Origin of the sequence: Haloarcula marina, from assembly GCF_024218775.1 — an archaeon.
In the GTDB taxonomy this organism is placed as follows: Archaea; Halobacteriota; Halobacteria; order Halobacteriales; family Haloarculaceae; genus Haloarcula; species Haloarcula marina.
Window position 1 is genome coordinate 238295 of record NZ_CP100405.1, and the last position, 17488, is coordinate 255782.

Genomic DNA, 17488 nt, shown 5'->3' on the forward strand with positions numbered 1-17488 from the left:
GTCGCATACGGTCGACAGGCGGGCGTCAGGCGGGCGCTTCGCCCATCTGTATCCGGTCGTACCGTGACGGTAACGCGGCGGCGTCCTCCGGAAGGAGCGCGACGACGAGATACGGGACGAACTCGGCGAAGTACGACACCAACGCGGCGATTCGGTCGGCGTCGATGGCCTCCAGCGAGTCCAGAAGCATCACAGGCACCGTCTCGTGAACGTCGTGGACGAGATAGCCCGCGAGGGCGACGACGAACCCGATGACCTCTCGTTCGGACTCCGAGAGGTGGTCGACCGTGTCCTCGTAAACCGTGCCGTCCGTCGTCGACCGGACGACGTGGAGGGCGAACGCGCTTTCGTCGACATCTTCAGTCCCCTCGACTCGGCGCTCTATCCAGATGCGTTCGACGTTTTCGTAGCCGAGCAAGTCGAGGACCGTCGCCATGTGCTCGTTGAACGTCTCGACGGCGCGCCGTTCGAGGTCGGCGATGCGGTTACGTGCGTCGGTGCGGTCCGCGCGGCGCTCTTCGATACGGGCTTCCAGTTCGGCAGTTCGCTCGGCCGCTTCGCGCGCGGACTGAAGTTCCGCTTCGAGCGATTCGACCTGCTCTTCGAGTTGGCCGCGTTCGTACTCCAGTTCCGAGAGTCGTTGGTATTGCTCCAGCAAGTCGCTGTCGCGGATGTCGTTAGACGCCGCGGCGTCGGTCTCTAGCTCCTCGATGCGGTCCCGCTGTTCGGTCGCCCGTTCTTCGAGCGCCTCGATGCGCGACTCCCGCTCCGTTATCTCCGCGTCGATGTCGGCGAGTTGGTCCCTGAGAGACTGCCGCTGGTCCGTCGCCGCTCGAATCTTGTCGAGCGCGGACCGTCGCTCCCGTATCTCGTCGTTCAGTTCGTTCCGCTCGCGCCGCTTCTCGTCGATGACCTCCCTGAGCGAGTCGAGTTGGGCGTCGAGTTGCTGGCGTTCGACGCGCGTCCCGCAGGTCCAACACTCGACGGTCTGCCGTTGCGGGTCGAGGGCGGCCGAAACGTCGTCGTCCGAGTCGGCAGTCGGCAGCACGCCCTCGTCGGTCAGGCCCTCGTTGAACTCGACGACCGAGAGGAGATTGTTGATGGTGTTCGCGATGTCGCGCTCCCGACGTTGCAGTCTCGAAATCTCGTCTTCCAACTGGTCGCGGTCGGCATCCGGTTCCGTCAGATTCGCCAGGTCGTCCGCGACGGACGCCCGCTGCGTCTCCAGCGATTCGAGGGCGCTCCGCTGTGTTTCGAGTTGCTGACGAACGCGCTCGTACTCCTCGCGGACGGAACGCAGGTCCTCGACGACGGCTTCGGCCGCTTCGGCCGTGTCGGCGTCGGCCTCGTACTCAGCGACGGTCTCCCGGACAGAGTGGAGAGCCGAGCGAACCTCCGCCAACTCTTCGCGACGAGCGCCGAGTCGTTTCTCCAAGTCCGGACGGCGGTTCGCTTGCTCCCGGGCCTCCTCGAGGTCTGAACGTAGCGCCTCGATGTCTCGCTGGATGCGCTCTATGGTGGCTTTGACTTCCGCCGTGTCGACGGGAGCCATGACGAACTCGCGCAGTGCCGCACGGTCACCGCGTTCGACGGCCACTCGTGCGGGATTGTCGGCGAGCAGACAGGCGTACTGGTCGACGAGGATGCCGTCATCGGTGTACGGGGTCCCGCCAACGCGGATGGACTGGTCGTCACGCTCGTACGTCCGGGTGTACTCCGTTCCGTCGAACGAGAGCGCGACAGATCCCTCGTCGGCGTCGGCTTTCAGTTCGCCCGAGGAACCGCCGAGGGCGGCGCCAGTCGCCCGGAGGAGGGAAGTACGGTTGGTGGCGTTCCGACCGGTGAGTATCGACACGCCGGGGTCCAGCGTCACCTGCAGCGAGCGGATGCCACCGATGTTTTCTACCGCTATCGTCAACGAGTCGGACGCGTCGGGGACCATTATTTGTCAACCACGCTGGGTTAGATATGTCGACTATCGTTTATACTTTGTGGAACCTTACCTTCGGTAGGGGGAGGTTACGACGCCGTCTAATCGGAGACATCACACTCACAGCCGCCGCGTTCGAGGAACCGCTCTATCGGGTAGCTCTTGCCACAGTCCGAGCACGACACCCTGATGACGTGGCCGACTTCGACTTGACCTGAGTGGAAGCCTTCGGTCTTCTGTAGTCGCTCGATAGTCCGTTCGACGATGCCCGCACTCCGGGAGCGTGCCCACTCGACCGTGCCCTTCGCGTCCTCGACGGTGAGCGTCGCCTCGCGGTTCGTGTCGACGTCGAGGCACTCTCGGAGGTGAGTCCGAACGGTCTGGTACGAGACGAAATCGTCGAGGAGCGCATCCGGGTCGCCCCCGGCCCGCGTGAGCCACTCCCTGACTTCGGTCCGCTCACCGGCGCTGGCGTCGTCGTCGGTGAGTCGTCGGTACATCGTCGAAACGTCCCCGATGACGTCCGTCTCGGCCCGCCGAAGCGTCGCCCTGAGAATCATCTCGTTGACGACTGTCTCCAGTCGCCGGAGGCTGGCTCCGTCGTCACGACGGCGCAGCAACTCCTCGTCGAGCCCCTCTATCCCGTACTTCTCGGCGTTTCGGCCGATTTTACAGGCACACCCCGTACCGGACGCTGAGACGCCCTCACGGTCGCTCATGGGCACAGACGGGTAATCGTGTACTTACAGTCGACACCCGCAGACATCATACTACATGTTACTGCTAATACATACTTATGGGTTTTGGCGAAACGACAGCGGCGACTGAACATATGACCCGGTCGGATAAGGGTGTGCTATGGGGTGGACAGCGTACGAAAACGCAACGAACCACGGCGTCGTCGCGTTTTTCGTCTCGGACCACGCCACCGCTCAGCGTCGGAATTCCGACCCATTTGACGGCCCAAACCTTCGCAGTGCGATGTGTTTCCGTTCCTCTCTCGACGGAATTAAGCAGTGACTAGCCGTTACAGGCTCTCTCGACCAGATGAGTAGGCCACACTGTCGTCGGTGGACTATCGGACACAGAGTACGTAACAACGATATCGTTGTTAGGCAAACGGTCGTCGGACTGGCAGAACCGGGGATGCTCTGCTTGCACTCGCCAGTTCGAATTGTCCGTCGACACACGGCGCTGTCTGCGACGGGCCACGCTGAGTCCGCAGTCCGTATCGCTGACTGTCTGCGACGGGCCACGCTGAGTCCGCAGTCCGTATCGCCGACTGTCTTCGAAGTCTCCCACCCCGGGAAAATTCGAGTGAAGCCTGTCGCATCGCTAGCGGAAACGAGTATTTTCTACGACTTCCCCCGGTCGCTCACCCGACGAAGCGGATGCGATGGTGTCCTCTCCGGCGACGCTCCTCCTAGGTTGTCCTGTTGTCCCTCGTGTCGTCGCCTTCCGCGTCGGCACTGGTCTGGGTGGCGGCGGCCTCCGCCGCGTCGGTTTCCGTCGGCGTGGTACCGCCCCTGTCGGAGTAGTGCGTTCGCCCCCCGCTACCGCTGGGCATCTGCGAGAGGAGCATCTGTCTGACCCCGTCGGGGGACTCGAAGGTGGTCTTGCCCATGTCTCCGAACAGTTCCCGGACCGATATCGGGTCCGCGTTGGTCCGTTCGAGTTCCCGATCGCCGTACCTCTCGACGAACGCCGTAGCGGTAATGGGGTACGAGATTTCGTCGAGTACTGGGTTGATCGAACTGAAGACCACGCCTTCGCTCTGCGTTGGACTATCGTCGGCCATATCGACGGTTCGAGGCGCACGTGTAAGTTGCTTGTCCAGATTTACTGACCATCATCTCGCCGTGAATTTGTGTGGAGGGGAGGACAGCGGCGAGAAAAAACCGGTGGGAGAGCAGGACCTACAAACTCCGCTGGCACTCGCAGGTCCGTGGAAGAGGTGCCGGGAGCGTCGTGGCGTCTACGCTTAACCAACAACACGCGGAAGACTGCGAAACGTTGGTTAACTTATCATTTCATCGCTCCGTTCCGCACATCGGTCCATCTCCCGAGCGTGGGACCGCACGCATCGCCGATGACTTCCTGGCGAGCGACGGCGACCTATCCGTGCCGCCGGTAACCACGGTACAACTACACACATTGCCCGCTTCGATCGACGAGGACGACACTCGCGAATCGAATCGCACGGTATGGGGCGGGAGATAGACGACAGCGGGCGCGGACGCTGGAGTAATACGCTGTTGCCCACGGTAGCAGTCGGCTATGTATCTGAACTGTCGCAACGGGTTTATCTCGGTCAGTCGATGCCACAGACGGGATCAATGACGTGGTCCCGCGCCGGTGATGTCTCCGTTGCACGGCGGGCGAAGCCACGTCGACGACCGCCGTAGCGGGGAGTCACGAGACAGGCAGAACCAGCGACACATCATGAGCTATCACGGAAATCAGCCGTACGGTCAGCAGCAGAATCAGCACGGATACCAGCAGGGGACACAGCAGCAGGGAGTCCCGAACCAGCAGGGAGTCCCGAACCAGCAGAGATTCCAGCCGCAGGGGCAACAGACCGGGCAGTTGGGTCAGGCGTCGCCCCAGCAACAGAACGAACAGCAGAGCCAGTGGGGCCAGTCACAGCAACTCCCGCAGGTCAGTCAGCAGGGCGCGACTCCACAGCAGATATCGAGTCAGGGCCAGCCGACGACCGATCAGTTCCAGCAGCCACAGCAGATGGCCCAGCAGGGACTCCAGAGCGAACAACGTAGCGCGCAGGCCCAACAGTTCCAACAGCCGACGAGTCAACAACAGCCCCAACAGCCACAGCAGTTGGGCCAGCAGGGCCAGCAGTACCAACAACAACCACAGCAGCAGTTCCAGCACCCCAGCCAGCAGGGCCAGCAGGGCCAGTGGGGTCAGTCACCGCAACAGTTCCAGCAACCCCAGCAACAGGGGCAGTGGAACCTGCCACAACAGCAGTTAGGACAGCAGACCCAGCAGTTGCCACCGTCTCAGCAACAGATGGGACAGCAACCCCAGCAACAGATGGGACAGCACAGCCAACAGCCACAGCAGCCCCAGCAGGGCCAGCAACCACAGCAGAGCCAACAGCAGCCCCAGCAGGGTCAGCAGGGCGGACTGCAACTCCAACAGCGGCCGCAGGACCAACAGCAGTCCGGTCAGTCTCAGCAGTACTGAACGCGACGGCGGACCCTGACCACCCATTTTATCGGCGCGACTGGACAGGTGCTTAACAGTAGCATCAGTGTTACTCAGCCGGACCGTCCGACTCGCAATCGACTAATCCGGCCTTTCGAATGGGAAATCTCTCACTTGTCGGCGTGAGGGCCCCATACTTTTCCGTACGGACTGTGGCACGAACGGCCGATGAGCACCATCCTGAAAGCGAGCGTCCCGGCCGAGCAGTTCGCGCTGGCGGCGACGTTCGAGGCGGTACCGGCGGTGGAATTCGATGTCGTTCGACTGGTCCCGCGTGGACCGGAGCGAGTGATACCGTTGCTGTGGGCGACGAACGCCGATACCGAGTCCGTCCACGCCGCGATGGCCGACGATCCGAGTGCGACCGACGTTCGTCTCGTCTCCGAGCGAACCGACACGTCGCTGTTCCAGATGCACTGGACCGAACGGATTCGATTTGTCACAGACGTTCTCTCCGCGGAGAACGGAGTCATCTTGAGTGCGCGCGGGACGAGCAGTGAGTGGACCTTCCGCCTCCTCTTCCCGGAGCGACAGTCCGTTTCGGCGACCTACGAGGCCTGTGACGAGTGCGATATCGACATCCGACAGATCCGGCCGCTCGACACTGATCCGTCGGTCGACAGGGTGCGACTCACCGACGAACAGGTCGCGACCGTCAGGACCGCCGTCGACAACGGCTACTACGCGGTCCCCCAGGAGACGAAACTACAAGACCTCGCGTCCGAACTCGGCGTTTCCCATCAGGCGGTCTCAGAGCGTCTGCGACGGGGCCACCGGGCGCTCGTAGAGACGGTGGTCGAGCGGTAGCAACGTCGGATGCCCGGCAAGCCGGGATTACTCCATCAATCCGCGGCGGAAATCGAGAGCGAAAACGCCCCGCTGACCCTACTCCCGTTGGTTGTTTCTCAGCGACACGACGCGCGGAGTTCGGACAGAAAGCTTTTGTTACGGTAATTGCTACGGGAGTGTGTCACAAGCTATGTATCGTAACGAAGCAAACGTGCAACCTCGCCCTCCCCAGCAGTACTCGGTGCGGAACACGCAGACGTACTACGTCACCCACGACTTCGACGGTTCAGCCCATCTGACGACAACCCTGGCCCACGCTATCGCCGACGTGAGCGGACTAGACGTAACCGAAACCGGGTTTACGTTGTATGACCACGTAGATCCCGATGCCCTCGACTCCTTGTTTACGCCGAAGGAAGACGGAACGCCCCGGACGAACGGGATGCTGACGTTCACCGTCCGCGGGCATCAGGTGAGCGTCTACAGCGACGGGCAAATCGCCATCGTCCCACCACGACGCGGCCCGGCGAGACAGCAATAGCCGAGGAAGTCAGCGACCGCACTCTCTCGATGACGTGGGACCGTCGGCCGACCCAATGGGGCAGAGACTGACGGGGTTGTGCCGACGCGACTCAGTCCTCGGTCCAGTACATCAACCGTTCACGCTCCGCGTCGCAGTTGGGGCACGTGTCGGGAACGCCGCCGTCCAGTTCGCCCATCTCTCCGCAGTTCGTACACCGCCACATCAGTTCCGCTTCGCCGAAGGTGTGCCCCGAGCGGGCGTGCTGGACGCTGAGCGCCTCGACGCCCTCGCGGGTCGTCAAAAAGACGCCGCCCGCCTCCATCCCGCGTACCGTTCCCACTGGCTCGCCAGCCTCGTCGTAGAGGACCTGCCCGAACGAGAGTGATGTCGCCGCGTCGGTGGCTCCCGCGTCCGATTCCGCTGCCGGGGTTTCGCCGTCACCGGTCATACTCCCCGTTTCGTTCTCGTGGGAAAAAACTCTGTTTGGACGACAGGTTTGCTGGCGTTCCGGACACGACCTGCGTGCGCCAGCCTCGTGTTTTCCCCGACGGCGGGCGTGTCTTGCCTATGGCGAAACCGCTGAAAATCACCGCGGTCGGAACGGGAGACGAATACGTCCACGTGCGGTTCCGGGACCCGGACCAGTTCGACGAGATTCGGACGCCCGGCTGGGCGCGAGAGGTCGCCGCCTCCGTCGTCGTGGGAAGCGAAGTCCGAATGGGGCGGAACGACCGCACAGGCGGCTGGACCATCCAGCGCGTTCAGATTCCGAAGGCCGATATAGACGAGCAGACGGCAATGAAACGGGCGAAGCGAATCGTCGGGAAAATTCACGACTGACCGGTCACGTCGCCGAGATATCGCCGTGGGGCGAACCCGCTCCCGTTACCTCCGCCGGAGGGTCCACGGATGGGCAGCAGACCGGTCGGCGTACGCGGCGAGGGCGTGTATCGACAGGCCGACGGCCAGGAGTCCTGCGTTCCACCACGACGAGTTGTACCAGATGAGGTCGACCGACCAGGGCTTGTCGAACAGCGGCCAGAACGGTTCCACCGGGGCCGCGACGTCGGGGGCCGAAAGCATATCGGCGAACAGGTGACTGAAGCCACCGAGCAGGAGGCCGCCGAAGACGAATGCGAACAGCGCCCACCTCGGCACTGTGTAGCCACGCTCCGTCAGCCACAGTTGCTCCAACCGCGACTTGAGTCCGAACTCGACGAGGAGGGCAGTGACGAGGGCGACGGCGGTCACGAAGACCACCGTGTGCGTGACGCCGTGATGTTGCACCGGGAGCACCGACCGTAACACCAGATCCACGTCGGGAAGCATCGCCGTCGAGAGTGCGAACGCCACGAACGCGAGACTGACGCGGCCCTCCCAGACGGCCCACGCGGGGGTCGCCCAGAGCAGCGCCATGGCGAAGTGACCCATGACGTCAACCATCGCGATACAACCTGAAATCGTTCACATCCAGACAAGCGTAGCCGATTAGATAATCGTTGGGGGGACATATGCAGGCCGAAGCCACACACCCCACCGCTCGACTCCACTGATTCGCTGGGCGTTGGTGACCCGGTCGCACCGCGTGACTCGATGGTGAGGCGGCGCGGCCGATTCGCGGAAGCCACAGTCGGGGTCGGAGTCCCACCCGATGTGGTACGGTCCTTGCAGTTTCTCTGCTCCCGGGTCGAGACGATAAGGCGGTCTTACCGAGTTTACGACGTGGGCTGTGCATCTGCCCACGCTCGGTCGGTTCGCATTTCTAACCGCTCCGGAATCGCCTGACTGCGGGGGAACTGAGCAGAAGGCTTTTGCTACTCGATGGACAACGAACTGTTGTTACTGCACATGCATCGCAACGAATCGAACGGCTATTCTCGCGGCTACGGCCACGTCGACGCCCCCCAGACTTACGTCGTCAAGCACGATTTCGGCGGGACTGCGGCGTTGACGACGACACTCGCCCACGCAATCGCCGACGTGACGGGGGTCGACGTCACGGATGCCGGATTCACGCTCTACGACCACGTCGACCCCGAGGCGCTGGACCGCCTGTTCAAACCGAAAGCGGACGGGTCGCTCCGGGTAGACGGCTATTTCACCTTCACCATCTGGGGCAATCAGGTCACGGTCCATAGCGACGGGCGTATCGCTATCGTCCCACCGCAACAGCCGCCACAGAACCGCTGACTGCTCGGAGACGACTCTCGGCGCAATACGTTGGAGGCTACGCACACGTTACCGACGGGGCGTGGGAGTTCGGCCGCGGTCCGAACACGTTACACGGTCTGTCGGGAGGCTTACCCGCCGTCCGGCGGTGACTTACAGCGTAAACGGTGGCGGGCGTTTATTAGCCGAACAGCCATCGCCCTCCGTGCACACGGTTGCTGTGACGAATCGAAACCCGACGGGAGCGGCCCGTGGGGCGCGATTCGTCCAGAACGGTGTGCACCTACGTCTGAGCTATCCGCTCGGACCATCACGATACAATGAACGAAACAGCGAACCTGATGGAGAAGACCATCGAGATACAGCGAAACGCGATAGCACAGAGTCAGCGCGCGCTCGAAGACGCCGTCGAGATACCCATACAGCAGTCGCTCGAACTGCAGAAGAACGCCGGACGACTGTTCCTCAACGGGTTGGAGATGACCAACTGGTTGCAGGACCGGAGCGTCGACCTCACGCGCGAGACGCTCGACGCCTACTTCACCTCCGTCGACGACGCCGCTCGGCGCGCCGAGACCCTCACTGAACAGGGGATGGCCGAGGCAAACCGCCTCGGACAGGAGGGACTCCAGACGCAGCAACAACAGTTAGCCGCCGGGGAAGCCGCGGCCCGAGCGAACGAGCAAGCGTGGGGGACCGCGGCCCAGCAGTCGATGCAGGCACCCGTCGGCCAGTGGACGCAGCAACAATCCGTCGGGCAGCAGCCCTCGACAGTCGGGTCTGCACAGCAACCGCAGGGGTCGGCGGCGAGTTACCAACAACCGAGCCAACAACCGACGACCACGTTCCAACAGTCGAACCAGCAACCGGCCGGGACGTACCAGCAAACGGGGCAGGCACCGGCCACACCGTACCAGCAGTCGAGTCAACCGCAGACGGGAGCGGCACCGAATCAGCAGTCGAGTCAACCGCCGACGGGAGCGGCACCGAATCAGCAGTCGAGTCAACCGCCGACGGGAGCGGCACCGAATCAGCAGTCGAGTCAACCGCCGACGGGAGCGGCACCGAACCAGCAGGCGATAGGTCCCGCACAAGCGAACGCGGGCCCTCCGCAGGGGCCGCAACCGAGCGCCCAACCGTCGCCGGGCGTCGGACAGGGGCCGCCACAACAGCCACCGACACAGTATCAGGCCGCCCCCGGGCCGTACGAATCCGGGGACCAGACGACGGGAGTACCTGCACAGACCGCCCAGCAACCGCCGGGACAGCAGGCACAGGCACCCCCAGCGGGCGTCGGCGGACCCGCCGACGAGGAGCGTCAGCAGACAGAGTCGGTCGTCGACAACACCTGAGCGGACGACACCGACCGACCAGCCGTTTTCGCGAGCCCATTTTTCTCTACCGCGCGCTACGGGCGTGACGCCGTGGCGGTCTCTCACCACAGACGGCGAGTAATCTGAAGATACAGCGTGACCCGGACAGCTAGCCAATTAGTACTTAATGGGCGGGCGGCAGAAGCCTCGGCCGGTGATTCACCGTGCAAATCATCTGTAAAGACGGAACGACGATACAGTGTGAGGACTTCGAAGTAATCGGTTCGGGCGTCCTCTTCTTCCAAGAGCGAACCGGCCAGCGACAGGCCGCGGAGGAGGGCGACGAAGACGAGGACAGTGAGGAAGCGATTCAGGACGGGCGGGCAAGCGGATTCATTCCGATGCCCGAAGTGCACTTCGTCCTCCCGGACGAGATGGTCCAGCAGACACCTCAGCCCGCTGGCACCGCGGAGCGGTCCCAGACAGCCCAGGTGCCGCCGAACGCACAGGGACAGCAGAGCGGCGGGATGTCACAGCAACAGCAGATGCAAAACCATCCCGGCAACTCGGGACCGCAGGGCGGTTACTGAGCCGACAGGACCCTCTCCCCGATACCCGTGGGTGAGACGGGCCCGGACAGAAGCAGGCACAGAATCGGTCGACCGCCACCGGTGACGCCGATTCGGCGTCGCCACTCGCGATTCGACCGGTTTTTCTCGACCTGGATTACGGCCGACGTGCCCAGATGCCTCGATAGCGTCGACGGAGCAGTCGGTCAGAAGGTAACGGCGAGGCGCGTGGCGATAAGGAGCGTTGCGACGGGTAACGTCGCGACATCAGCGCCTCACTGCCCGTAGCCTCGCCGTTCGGATGACGGCCGCGATGGCCGAACACCCGATGTACATGGGGTAGGGTGGTGACTGTCGGGACGAACGGTCCCTCTGAAACCGAGGCGGTTGTTGGAGCGGCACTCGGAATTCCGTTGCGCCCGACATCTCTCTGTACCGGCCCCACGCCATTAGGGGGACTGCTTGCGTCTGCCAGTCTGGCCCATCGAAGCCTGGATCGAGGGGTTGGAAACGCGTTTTCCCCCGTCACAGCCTGTTTCACAGTGATTTCGCTGTTAACTCCGGAACGAACTGTGGTGTCGGCAGGAGGCTCCTCGACGGGCACGGACCACACTCGTCCGTCGAGAATTGTTGACGAAACTACCTAACTCTATAGGGGCCACGTACTTCGGTCCCAGATGTGACCTTACAGACATGACTACAATAGTGGAGGCGACAATACCGGCGGACGAGTTCGCACTCGAATCGGCCTTCAACCGGTTCGGAGGCGTCGAGTTTCGGATGGTTCGGTTGGTCGCCCACGGACGGACGGAACTCGTCCCGTTCCTCTGGGCCGATTGCGCGTGTTCCGACCGCCTCTGTGAGACGCTCGAAACGGACCAGAGCATCGACTCGTTCGAACTCCTCGCGGAGTTCGACGGCGACTGCCTCCTGCATCTGAACTGGGGACCTCACGTTCGCTTACTCGCCTCTGTCCTCGACGCCGGGAACGCCGCAATCCTCGATGCGACGGGCTACGACGGCGTCTGGTACCTCCAGCTATTCTTTCCGGACCACGACGGCGTCTCGACGACGTACGACCAGTGCGAGGAGTACGGCATCGACATCGGATTCGAGCGCATCAACCACCTTTCGGAACGGTCCCGATACGGCTACTTCGGCCTCACGGACCGTCAGTACGAGACGTTGCTCACCGCCTACGAATCCGGATACTACGACGTGCCGCGGCGAGTGAATCAGGACGAACTCGCACAGCGGTTCGGCGTCTCCCATCAGGCGATTTCGGAGCGACTACGCCGCGCTCACGAGACAATCGTCACGAACGGCCTCTACCACAAGATACAGCCGCGCGATCAGTTCGCTTCCCCGTCTCGTCGTCACGAAGCCGACACCTGACAATTCCTGGCAAGGTTTTATCGGTTGCTGGAGAGAATCGATAGACCGTCGGCCGCTAGAGGATAGCCTCTGCCGACACTCCCTATGACACCGAACCACGGATACGACCCGACTGACGAGCAGATACGACAGCAGGGTGGACAACAGCCACCGAACCAACAGCCACCGCAGGGTGGACAACAGCCACAGAACCAACAGCCACAGAACCAACAGCCACCGAACCAACAGCCACAGAACCAACAGCCACAGAACCAACAGCCATCGCAGGGGGGACCCGCACAGCCCCCGCAACAGGCACCACCGCAACTCGGTCAGCAACCGCCGCAAGGCATACAGCAGCCCCAGTTCCAGCAGCCCCAGCAGGGACAGCAGTTCGGCCAGCCGTTCGGACAGGCCCAACAGCCGTTGGTGGGGGCGCACGGTCCGCCTCAACAGCAGGCGGTTCAGCCACCTGTCGGCGGTTCCCAACAACCGCCGGGACAACAGCAACCGCCGATGCAACCGCAACTCGGCCAGCCGTCTTCGCGCCAGATGCTCCTCAAACCCGCGCGGGTCAACGAGATACTGACCGAAGACGTCGTCACCGCTGAACCGGACGCGCCGGTTCAGAGCGTCGTGGCGAAGATGGCGGAAAACGACGTGGGCTCCGTCGTGGTGGTCGAGGAGGACCGCCCCGTCGGTATCCTGACCGACCGGACGATAGCGATGGCGCTCCGAGAGATGCCCGACGTCGCCCAGCACGCCGCTGGAGAACTGATTCAGGGTGAGGTCGTCACCGGTGACCCCTCGATGACCATCTTCGACGCGCTGGAACGCATGCGCACGAACTCGATTCGTCGGCTCCCGATAGTCGACGACAACGGCGCGCTCCGTGGCATCGTCACGCTCGACGACGCCCTCGTCCTCTTCGGCGGAGCGTTCGGACAGGTAGCCGAGACGGTCGAGTCCCAGTCGCCGCGACTTTAGGCGACGGCGTCCGGACCGACCGCATCGACTTCTGCGTGGTCACGCAACGGTCAAACCGGATGCCCGCTCGGGGTTTCCCGAGCGGTCCACCGTTCGACCGGCAGGACGAACGGACCGACGAAGACGGTTCGACCGTCGATGGTCGACGTGCGGAGCATAAACGCGATAAACGTGATGACCGCGCCTCACCGAAGAATGTCGTCAACCTCGTCGGAGGCCCGATTTGCCTCGGCAGTTGAAAGATGTTCAGTTCGAACATGAGTCGAGAGCAGCGTCGGTGCGTGGGTGGATACGGGTATCCGCGAATGGGGCGTAGATCATGCCATACCGGTTGAAACCGTCTCAGAGGATGAGTGTAGCGTCGAGACCGTTCTCGAGAGTGAGAGACGCGCTTTCACGGCCACCGAGCAGAACTCGGTATCGAGGGCGCAGGCGTCTTTGATACGCCGCGACGGTATCGACCACAGAGCCAAACAAATCTTTGAATATCGGATATTGGAGATGAAACCACTAATTTGGCTGGGAAATATGGCATGTGAGAATAAATATTTCCCTAGACCCCTCCTGATGAGCGCTTACAGTATCATAATTTGCTATCCGGGCAGATAGTCTCGATTAAATTGATGCCATATCAAAAACCCATGTGTTTCTCAGGGATAGATATGTAGATGTTGTTCTCGATGCCGTGAAAAATCTCCATCCAGTATTCCGGTCGATACATCTACAGACGGATGCCCTCGCGGGAGAATCCGATACGCAATGGAAGTGGGTAGCTGTCCGTGGAACCGTGAGGCAGAACCTCTCGACGCGGCATGGTCAGTCGACTGAAGGCCCGGAACTCAGACGTTACCCGCTTCTGGGTGCTAAACCGGGCTACCTGGGATTTAGTAGTTCCCGGTGGAGACGATGGGCGGCGCGTCGTGTGGACCGTACGGCGCGTCGTCTAAGTACTCGCCCGCTGGCTCGAAGTAGTCGGCCAGCGACGCGGCAGCCTCCTTCCGGAGGACGGTGGCCGGGTTCTCGCCTTGGAGATACTCGAGGGCCTGCCCGGCCGCGTTGAGGTTGTACTCCGCGGCCTTCTCACGGCGGGCCGCGTACAATTCGACTTCATCGCGGGCGACAGCGTCGGTTTTCGCACGGTAAGCGACGGCGATGGCCGACGCCGCCTCGTCGGCGTCCGCGACCCCAGAGTTCATCCCGCGCGCACCGAAGGGCGCGAGGAGGTGGGCCGCTTCCCCGGCGAGTAACACGCGCCGGTGGTCGTCGACGAACGTGTCGGCCATGACCTGCAGGAACTTGTAACTGGAGACCCACGACAGGTTATCGGCGTACGCGTCACCCATCACTGCGGTGACGAACTCTCGCATCTTCTCGTCGGTGACCAGTTCGTCCGGGTCGTCGCCCTCGATACACTGGATGTCGAGTCGCCAGCCGCCGGTAAAGGGTACGAGCATCACGTTTCGGCCGCCGACCTCGGGGGCGTCGTAGTGGAACAAGCGTTCGAGGGGCCACTGCTCGTCCTCGTCGTCGAGTTCGTCCACGTCGGCGATGATGAAGGAGTTCTCGGACTGGTCGCCCTCGAATGACGCGCCGATTTCTTTGCGAACGGTCGACCCGCCGCCGTCTGCGCCGACGAGATACGGGGTCTCCCACTCCCGTCCGTCGGCCGTCTCGACGTGGACGCCGTCGGCCGTCGACTCTACGGTCTCGACGGCGCAGTCCCAGTGGATATCGATGCCCGCCTCGTCGATGGCCTCGTGCATGAACTCCTCGGTGCGAACCTGCGGAACGCTAGTGAAGTGGGGGAACTTCCCGTCGCCGCCGGGGTTGTCGTACGTCCGTTTGAACACTTCTTTCCCTCGCCAGCAGGTCCGTCGCGTCGGCCAGACCAGTCCCTCCTCGACGAGGTTCTCGCCGAGTCCCGGATGGACTCGTTCGAGCGTGTGGAGTGTCGTCCCGTGGACGTAGATGGCGCGGCTCCCGGACCGGTCGCGGTCTTCCGATTCCGCTTCGAGGATGGTCGCTGGCACGCCGCGTGCGTTCAGTGCAAGTGCCGTGGTCATCCCGACCGGGCCCGCGCCGGCAATCAACACCGGTCGTTCGGTATCAGTGGTACTCATCGTGTCTAGCCAATCCTTGTGACACGACCCTCATAATTATTGTGGTCGAGACGTGGAAAATGCCCATCTCGGACCCGCTACTGCCGGATATAGACAATGCTGTCGACGGATGTACGCGGTCGGTGAGCTTGGTTATAGGTTCAGTTGGGTCTCGACCCAGTGGTCGCGCGCGGCGAACACCATCGATTCCTCGTCTGCGAACGCCGTGGTTTCGGCGACGAACTCGTCCCAGGTGCCGTCGGGCACCAACTCGAGTTCTGCGGCTGAGTTGGCCTCGGATGGGCTGGCGGCGACCATCGCGTCAAAATCCTCGAAGTCGGTGTACTCCCGCATGAACGCCTCGTCGAAGATATCCTCGATGGGTATCTCCTCGTGTTCGCCGACGATGTCGCGTGGATGCGGGAGGTCCTCGGCTTCGGCAGCCGCTTCTGCCAAGTCGCTTTCTCGAACCATAGAGACAATGATGAGCGATACCACCTAAATGTTTCTGGTGCTCGGAGCAGTGTCTCACCTCCCGACGATAGCGCAGTAAAGCCAGAAAGCGAGCGACCGGACAGTGACGAGACGGTCTCTTGCAGTGGTTATCGGGACGTTTCTGCGAGTACGGATGTCGCGTAGGCCCCGCGCTCGGGGGCGTCGAACGTCGCCACGCCGAGTTCTTCCATTCGTTTCCGGTCCTCGCTCAGTGCCTCGTTCGGCCCGGCGACAGTGAAGACGATGGGCTTCTCTATCTCCTCGGTAAGTCGTTCCAGTTCGTCGACGGGATACCCCAGCGAGTGCTCGAAGATTTCGTAGACCAGAACGATATCGACGTTGTCGTCGCGGGCGACGGCGTCGATGACCTCGCCGAACTCCGGCATCGGACGGCCGGTGTCCACAGGGTTCTCGTCGTACGTGAATCCGAGGAGCAGGTCGTCCAGTCGGTCCTGCGTTTCATCGGTCAGGTCAGGGAAGTTCACGCCTCGCTCACTCAGGTAATCCGCCATCATGATGCCCGGCCCCGCTTGTGCGGTGACGAGTCCGACGTTCGGACCGTCCGCCGACGGGCACTGCGCGAGCACGCGACTCGCGTCCAGTAGTTCCGTCATCGACTCGGCCATGACGGCACCCGCATCGGTAAACGCCCGTTCGTAGCGCTCGTACTCTTGTATCGGCGCCGCTGTGTGTGCCTGAACGAACTCCGCCATCTGATTCCCGGACTTGAGTGCGACGATTGGCGTACTCGCCTCGTCCACCGATTCGATAGCGGCGTCTATCTTCTCCGTCCCTTCGATGTGGAGCGCTATCGCCTCCGTCTCCGGGTCGTCGTCGAGAACCGGGATGATGTCGTCGAAATCAGTGTTGACGCGGTTCCCCAGACCGTACATCCCCGCCGTCCCGTAGCCTTCCCGGTCTAACTGAAACGTTGCAGTCACGCCGACGCCACCACTCTGTGCGACGACGGCGACGTCTCCCGCCTGAATCTCGTCGAAGCCGGGAACGAAAGAACTGAACAGGTTCCGATGTGGGATGATGTGTCCGGCCGTATTCGGCCCGAGAACAGCGATGTCGTATTCGTCGGCGGTGTCCCTGATTCGTTCCTGCAACTGTTCGCCGCGCTCACCGGCCTCTGCGAACCCGCCTGCGAAGACGACAGCGGCACCGACGCCCGCTTCCCCGCATTCTTCGAGGACATCCGGTGTCGCCGGGCCCGGAACACAGCAGAGCGCGAGGTCCGCGTCGGTATCGGCGACAGAATCGACGAATTCGTAGCCGTAGACCGACCCCTCACCGGAGGGGTTGACTGGGTACACGGGTCCGTCGAACTCCTTCGCGTTCGCCATCGCGTCGTTGCCGAGTTTTCCAGGTGTCTCGGAAGCGCCGATGACTGCGATGCTGTTCGGGTCGAATAGGTCTGTGAGGCTCACGCACGAACTTCTCCAGAGGCTCGAATATAATTTTCGGCTACAGCGGCGGCCATCCACAGCGCGTCGGGTTTTTATCCACCCACTTCGTTCGAAGCCGTATGCGATTCTACGAAGACATCTCGGTCGGGGACGTGCGACACTCCGACGAGTACCACCTCTCGAAGGACGAAATCATCGAATTCGGCGAAAAATACGACCCACAGCCGTTTCACACCGACGAAGCGGCCGCCGAGGACTCCGTCTTCGGCGGACTGGTCGCCTCAGGCTGGCAGACCGCCGCCATCTGTATGCGCCTCCACGTCCAGAGCAGCGAGAACACGGCGACGCAAGCGGGCCTGGGCGTCGACGACCTCCGCTGGGAGCGCCCGTTCCGACCGGGTGACTCGCTTCGACTCCGATCCGAAATCGTCGACAAGCGTCCCTCTGACAGCGATCCCGGTCGGGGGGTCGTGAGGACGCGCCATGAGGGCCGTAACCAGCACGACGAACTGGTCATCTCCTACGAGACGACCGCGATGATTCAACGCCGGGGCTGACCACAGTCAGCAGCGTCTCGCGGAACCAACCAAAATCGCTCCTGTG

The 17488-nt window shown here is 62.6% G+C and carries 18 protein-coding genes; 10 read left to right on the forward strand and 8 right to left on the reverse strand.

The features are described 5' to 3' along the window. Positions 1–25: 25 nt before the first annotated feature. From NJQ44_RS18720 to NJQ44_RS18730, 3 genes are all read right to left on the reverse strand, one after another. Entirely contained in the window at positions 26–1942 is a 1917-nt protein-coding gene (locus tag NJQ44_RS18720) for an archaea-specific SMC-related protein (protein ID WP_254274421.1), read from the reverse strand. Between the two features lie 89 nt (positions 1943–2031). Next, positions 2032–2649, reverse strand: a complete 618-nt coding sequence (rdfA, locus tag NJQ44_RS18725; protein ID WP_254274422.1) for a rod-determining factor RdfA — start codon at positions 2647–2649, stop codon at positions 2032–2034. A gap of 704 nt (positions 2650–3353) precedes the next feature. Then, positions 3354–3728 carry a DUF5789 family protein gene (locus NJQ44_RS18730; protein WP_254274423.1) on the reverse strand — a complete coding sequence of 125 codons (375 nt, stop codon included), beginning with the start codon at positions 3726–3728 and terminating at the stop codon, positions 3354–3356. Between the two features lie 560 nt (positions 3729–4288). On the opposite strand from NJQ44_RS18730, the gene NJQ44_RS18735 reads away from it, so the two are divergent. The 3 genes from NJQ44_RS18735 to NJQ44_RS18745 all read left to right on the forward strand — a co-directional run bounded on the left by NJQ44_RS18735 (position 4289) and on the right by NJQ44_RS18745 (position 6485). After that, positions 4289–5134, forward strand: coding sequence for a hypothetical protein (locus NJQ44_RS18735; RefSeq protein WP_254274424.1), 846 nt, complete (start codon positions 4289–4291; stop codon positions 5132–5134). A gap of 189 nt (positions 5135–5323) precedes the next feature. Beyond that, on the forward strand, positions 5324–5962 hold the full coding sequence (locus NJQ44_RS18740) for a helix-turn-helix domain-containing protein (RefSeq protein ID WP_254274425.1): 639 nt from the start codon (positions 5324–5326) through the stop codon (positions 5960–5962). Positions 5963–6185: 223 nt separating this feature from the next. Beyond that, entirely contained in the window at positions 6186–6485 is a 300-nt protein-coding gene (locus tag NJQ44_RS18745; protein ID WP_254274426.1) for a HalOD1 output domain-containing protein, read from the forward strand. Positions 6486–6576: 91 nt separating this feature from the next. On the opposite strand, the gene NJQ44_RS18750 is transcribed toward NJQ44_RS18745, so the two are convergent. Then, a complete protein-coding gene (locus NJQ44_RS18750) occupies positions 6577–6915 on the reverse strand; it encodes a DUF7130 family rubredoxin-like protein (protein ID WP_254274427.1) in 339 nt (112 codons plus the stop codon). 119 nt (positions 6916–7034) lie between these two features. On the opposite strand from NJQ44_RS18750, the gene NJQ44_RS18755 reads away from it, so the two are divergent. Beyond that, positions 7035–7307 carry a hypothetical protein gene (locus tag NJQ44_RS18755; protein ID WP_254274428.1) on the forward strand — a complete coding sequence of 91 codons (273 nt, stop codon included), beginning with the start codon at positions 7035–7037 and terminating at the stop codon, positions 7305–7307. Positions 7308–7352: 45 nt separating this feature from the next. Here the strand turns inward: NJQ44_RS18755 and NJQ44_RS18760 are convergent, their stop codons facing one another. Further along, complete coding sequence (locus NJQ44_RS18760) at positions 7353–7898, reverse strand: metal-dependent hydrolase (RefSeq protein ID WP_254274429.1); 546 nt, start codon at positions 7896–7898, stop codon at positions 7353–7355. Positions 7899–8288: 390 nt separating this feature from the next. On the opposite strand from NJQ44_RS18760, the gene NJQ44_RS18765 reads away from it, so the two are divergent. The 5 genes from NJQ44_RS18765 (at position 8289) to NJQ44_RS18785 (ending at position 12879) form a co-directional block, all read left to right on the forward strand. After that, complete coding sequence (locus NJQ44_RS18765; protein WP_254274430.1) at positions 8289–8657, forward strand: HalOD1 output domain-containing protein; 369 nt, start codon at positions 8289–8291, stop codon at positions 8655–8657. Between the two features lie 299 nt (positions 8658–8956). After that, positions 8957–9988 (forward strand): hypothetical protein, encoded by a 1032-nt coding sequence (locus NJQ44_RS18770; RefSeq protein ID WP_254274431.1) that lies wholly within the window; start codon positions 8957–8959, stop codon positions 9986–9988. A gap of 185 nt (positions 9989–10173) precedes the next feature. Then, entirely contained in the window at positions 10174–10539 is a 366-nt protein-coding gene (locus NJQ44_RS18775) for a hypothetical protein (RefSeq protein WP_254274432.1), read from the forward strand. Between the two features lie 672 nt (positions 10540–11211). Then, complete coding sequence (locus NJQ44_RS18780) at positions 11212–11913, forward strand: helix-turn-helix domain-containing protein (RefSeq protein WP_254274433.1); 702 nt, start codon at positions 11212–11214, stop codon at positions 11911–11913. Positions 11914–11997: 84 nt separating this feature from the next. Continuing rightward, on the forward strand, positions 11998–12879 hold the full coding sequence (locus tag NJQ44_RS18785) for a CBS domain-containing protein (RefSeq protein ID WP_254274434.1): 882 nt from the start codon (positions 11998–12000) through the stop codon (positions 12877–12879). 884 nt (positions 12880–13763) lie between these two features. Here the strand turns inward: NJQ44_RS18785 and NJQ44_RS18790 are convergent. The 3 genes from NJQ44_RS18790 to NJQ44_RS18800 all read right to left on the reverse strand — a co-directional run bounded on the left by NJQ44_RS18790 (position 13764) and on the right by NJQ44_RS18800 (position 16906). Then, a complete protein-coding gene (locus tag NJQ44_RS18790) occupies positions 13764–14999 on the reverse strand; it encodes an FAD-dependent monooxygenase (RefSeq protein ID WP_254274435.1) in 1236 nt (411 codons plus the stop codon). 132 nt (positions 15000–15131) lie between these two features. Next, the gene (locus NJQ44_RS18795) at positions 15132–15452 is read right to left on the reverse strand and encodes a hypothetical protein (protein WP_254274436.1); all 321 of its coding nucleotides are present in this window, start codon (positions 15450–15452) and stop codon (positions 15132–15134) included. Positions 15453–15580: 128 nt separating this feature from the next. Further along, positions 15581–16906 carry a CoA-binding protein gene (locus NJQ44_RS18800; protein WP_254274437.1) on the reverse strand — a complete coding sequence of 442 codons (1326 nt, stop codon included), beginning with the start codon at positions 16904–16906 and terminating at the stop codon, positions 15581–15583. A gap of 98 nt (positions 16907–17004) precedes the next feature. Here NJQ44_RS18800 and NJQ44_RS18805 point away from each other — a divergent pair, with 98 nt between their 5' ends. Then, positions 17005–17442, forward strand: coding sequence for a MaoC family dehydratase (locus NJQ44_RS18805; RefSeq protein ID WP_254274438.1), 438 nt, complete (start codon positions 17005–17007; stop codon positions 17440–17442). Positions 17443–17488: the final 46 nt, after the last annotated feature.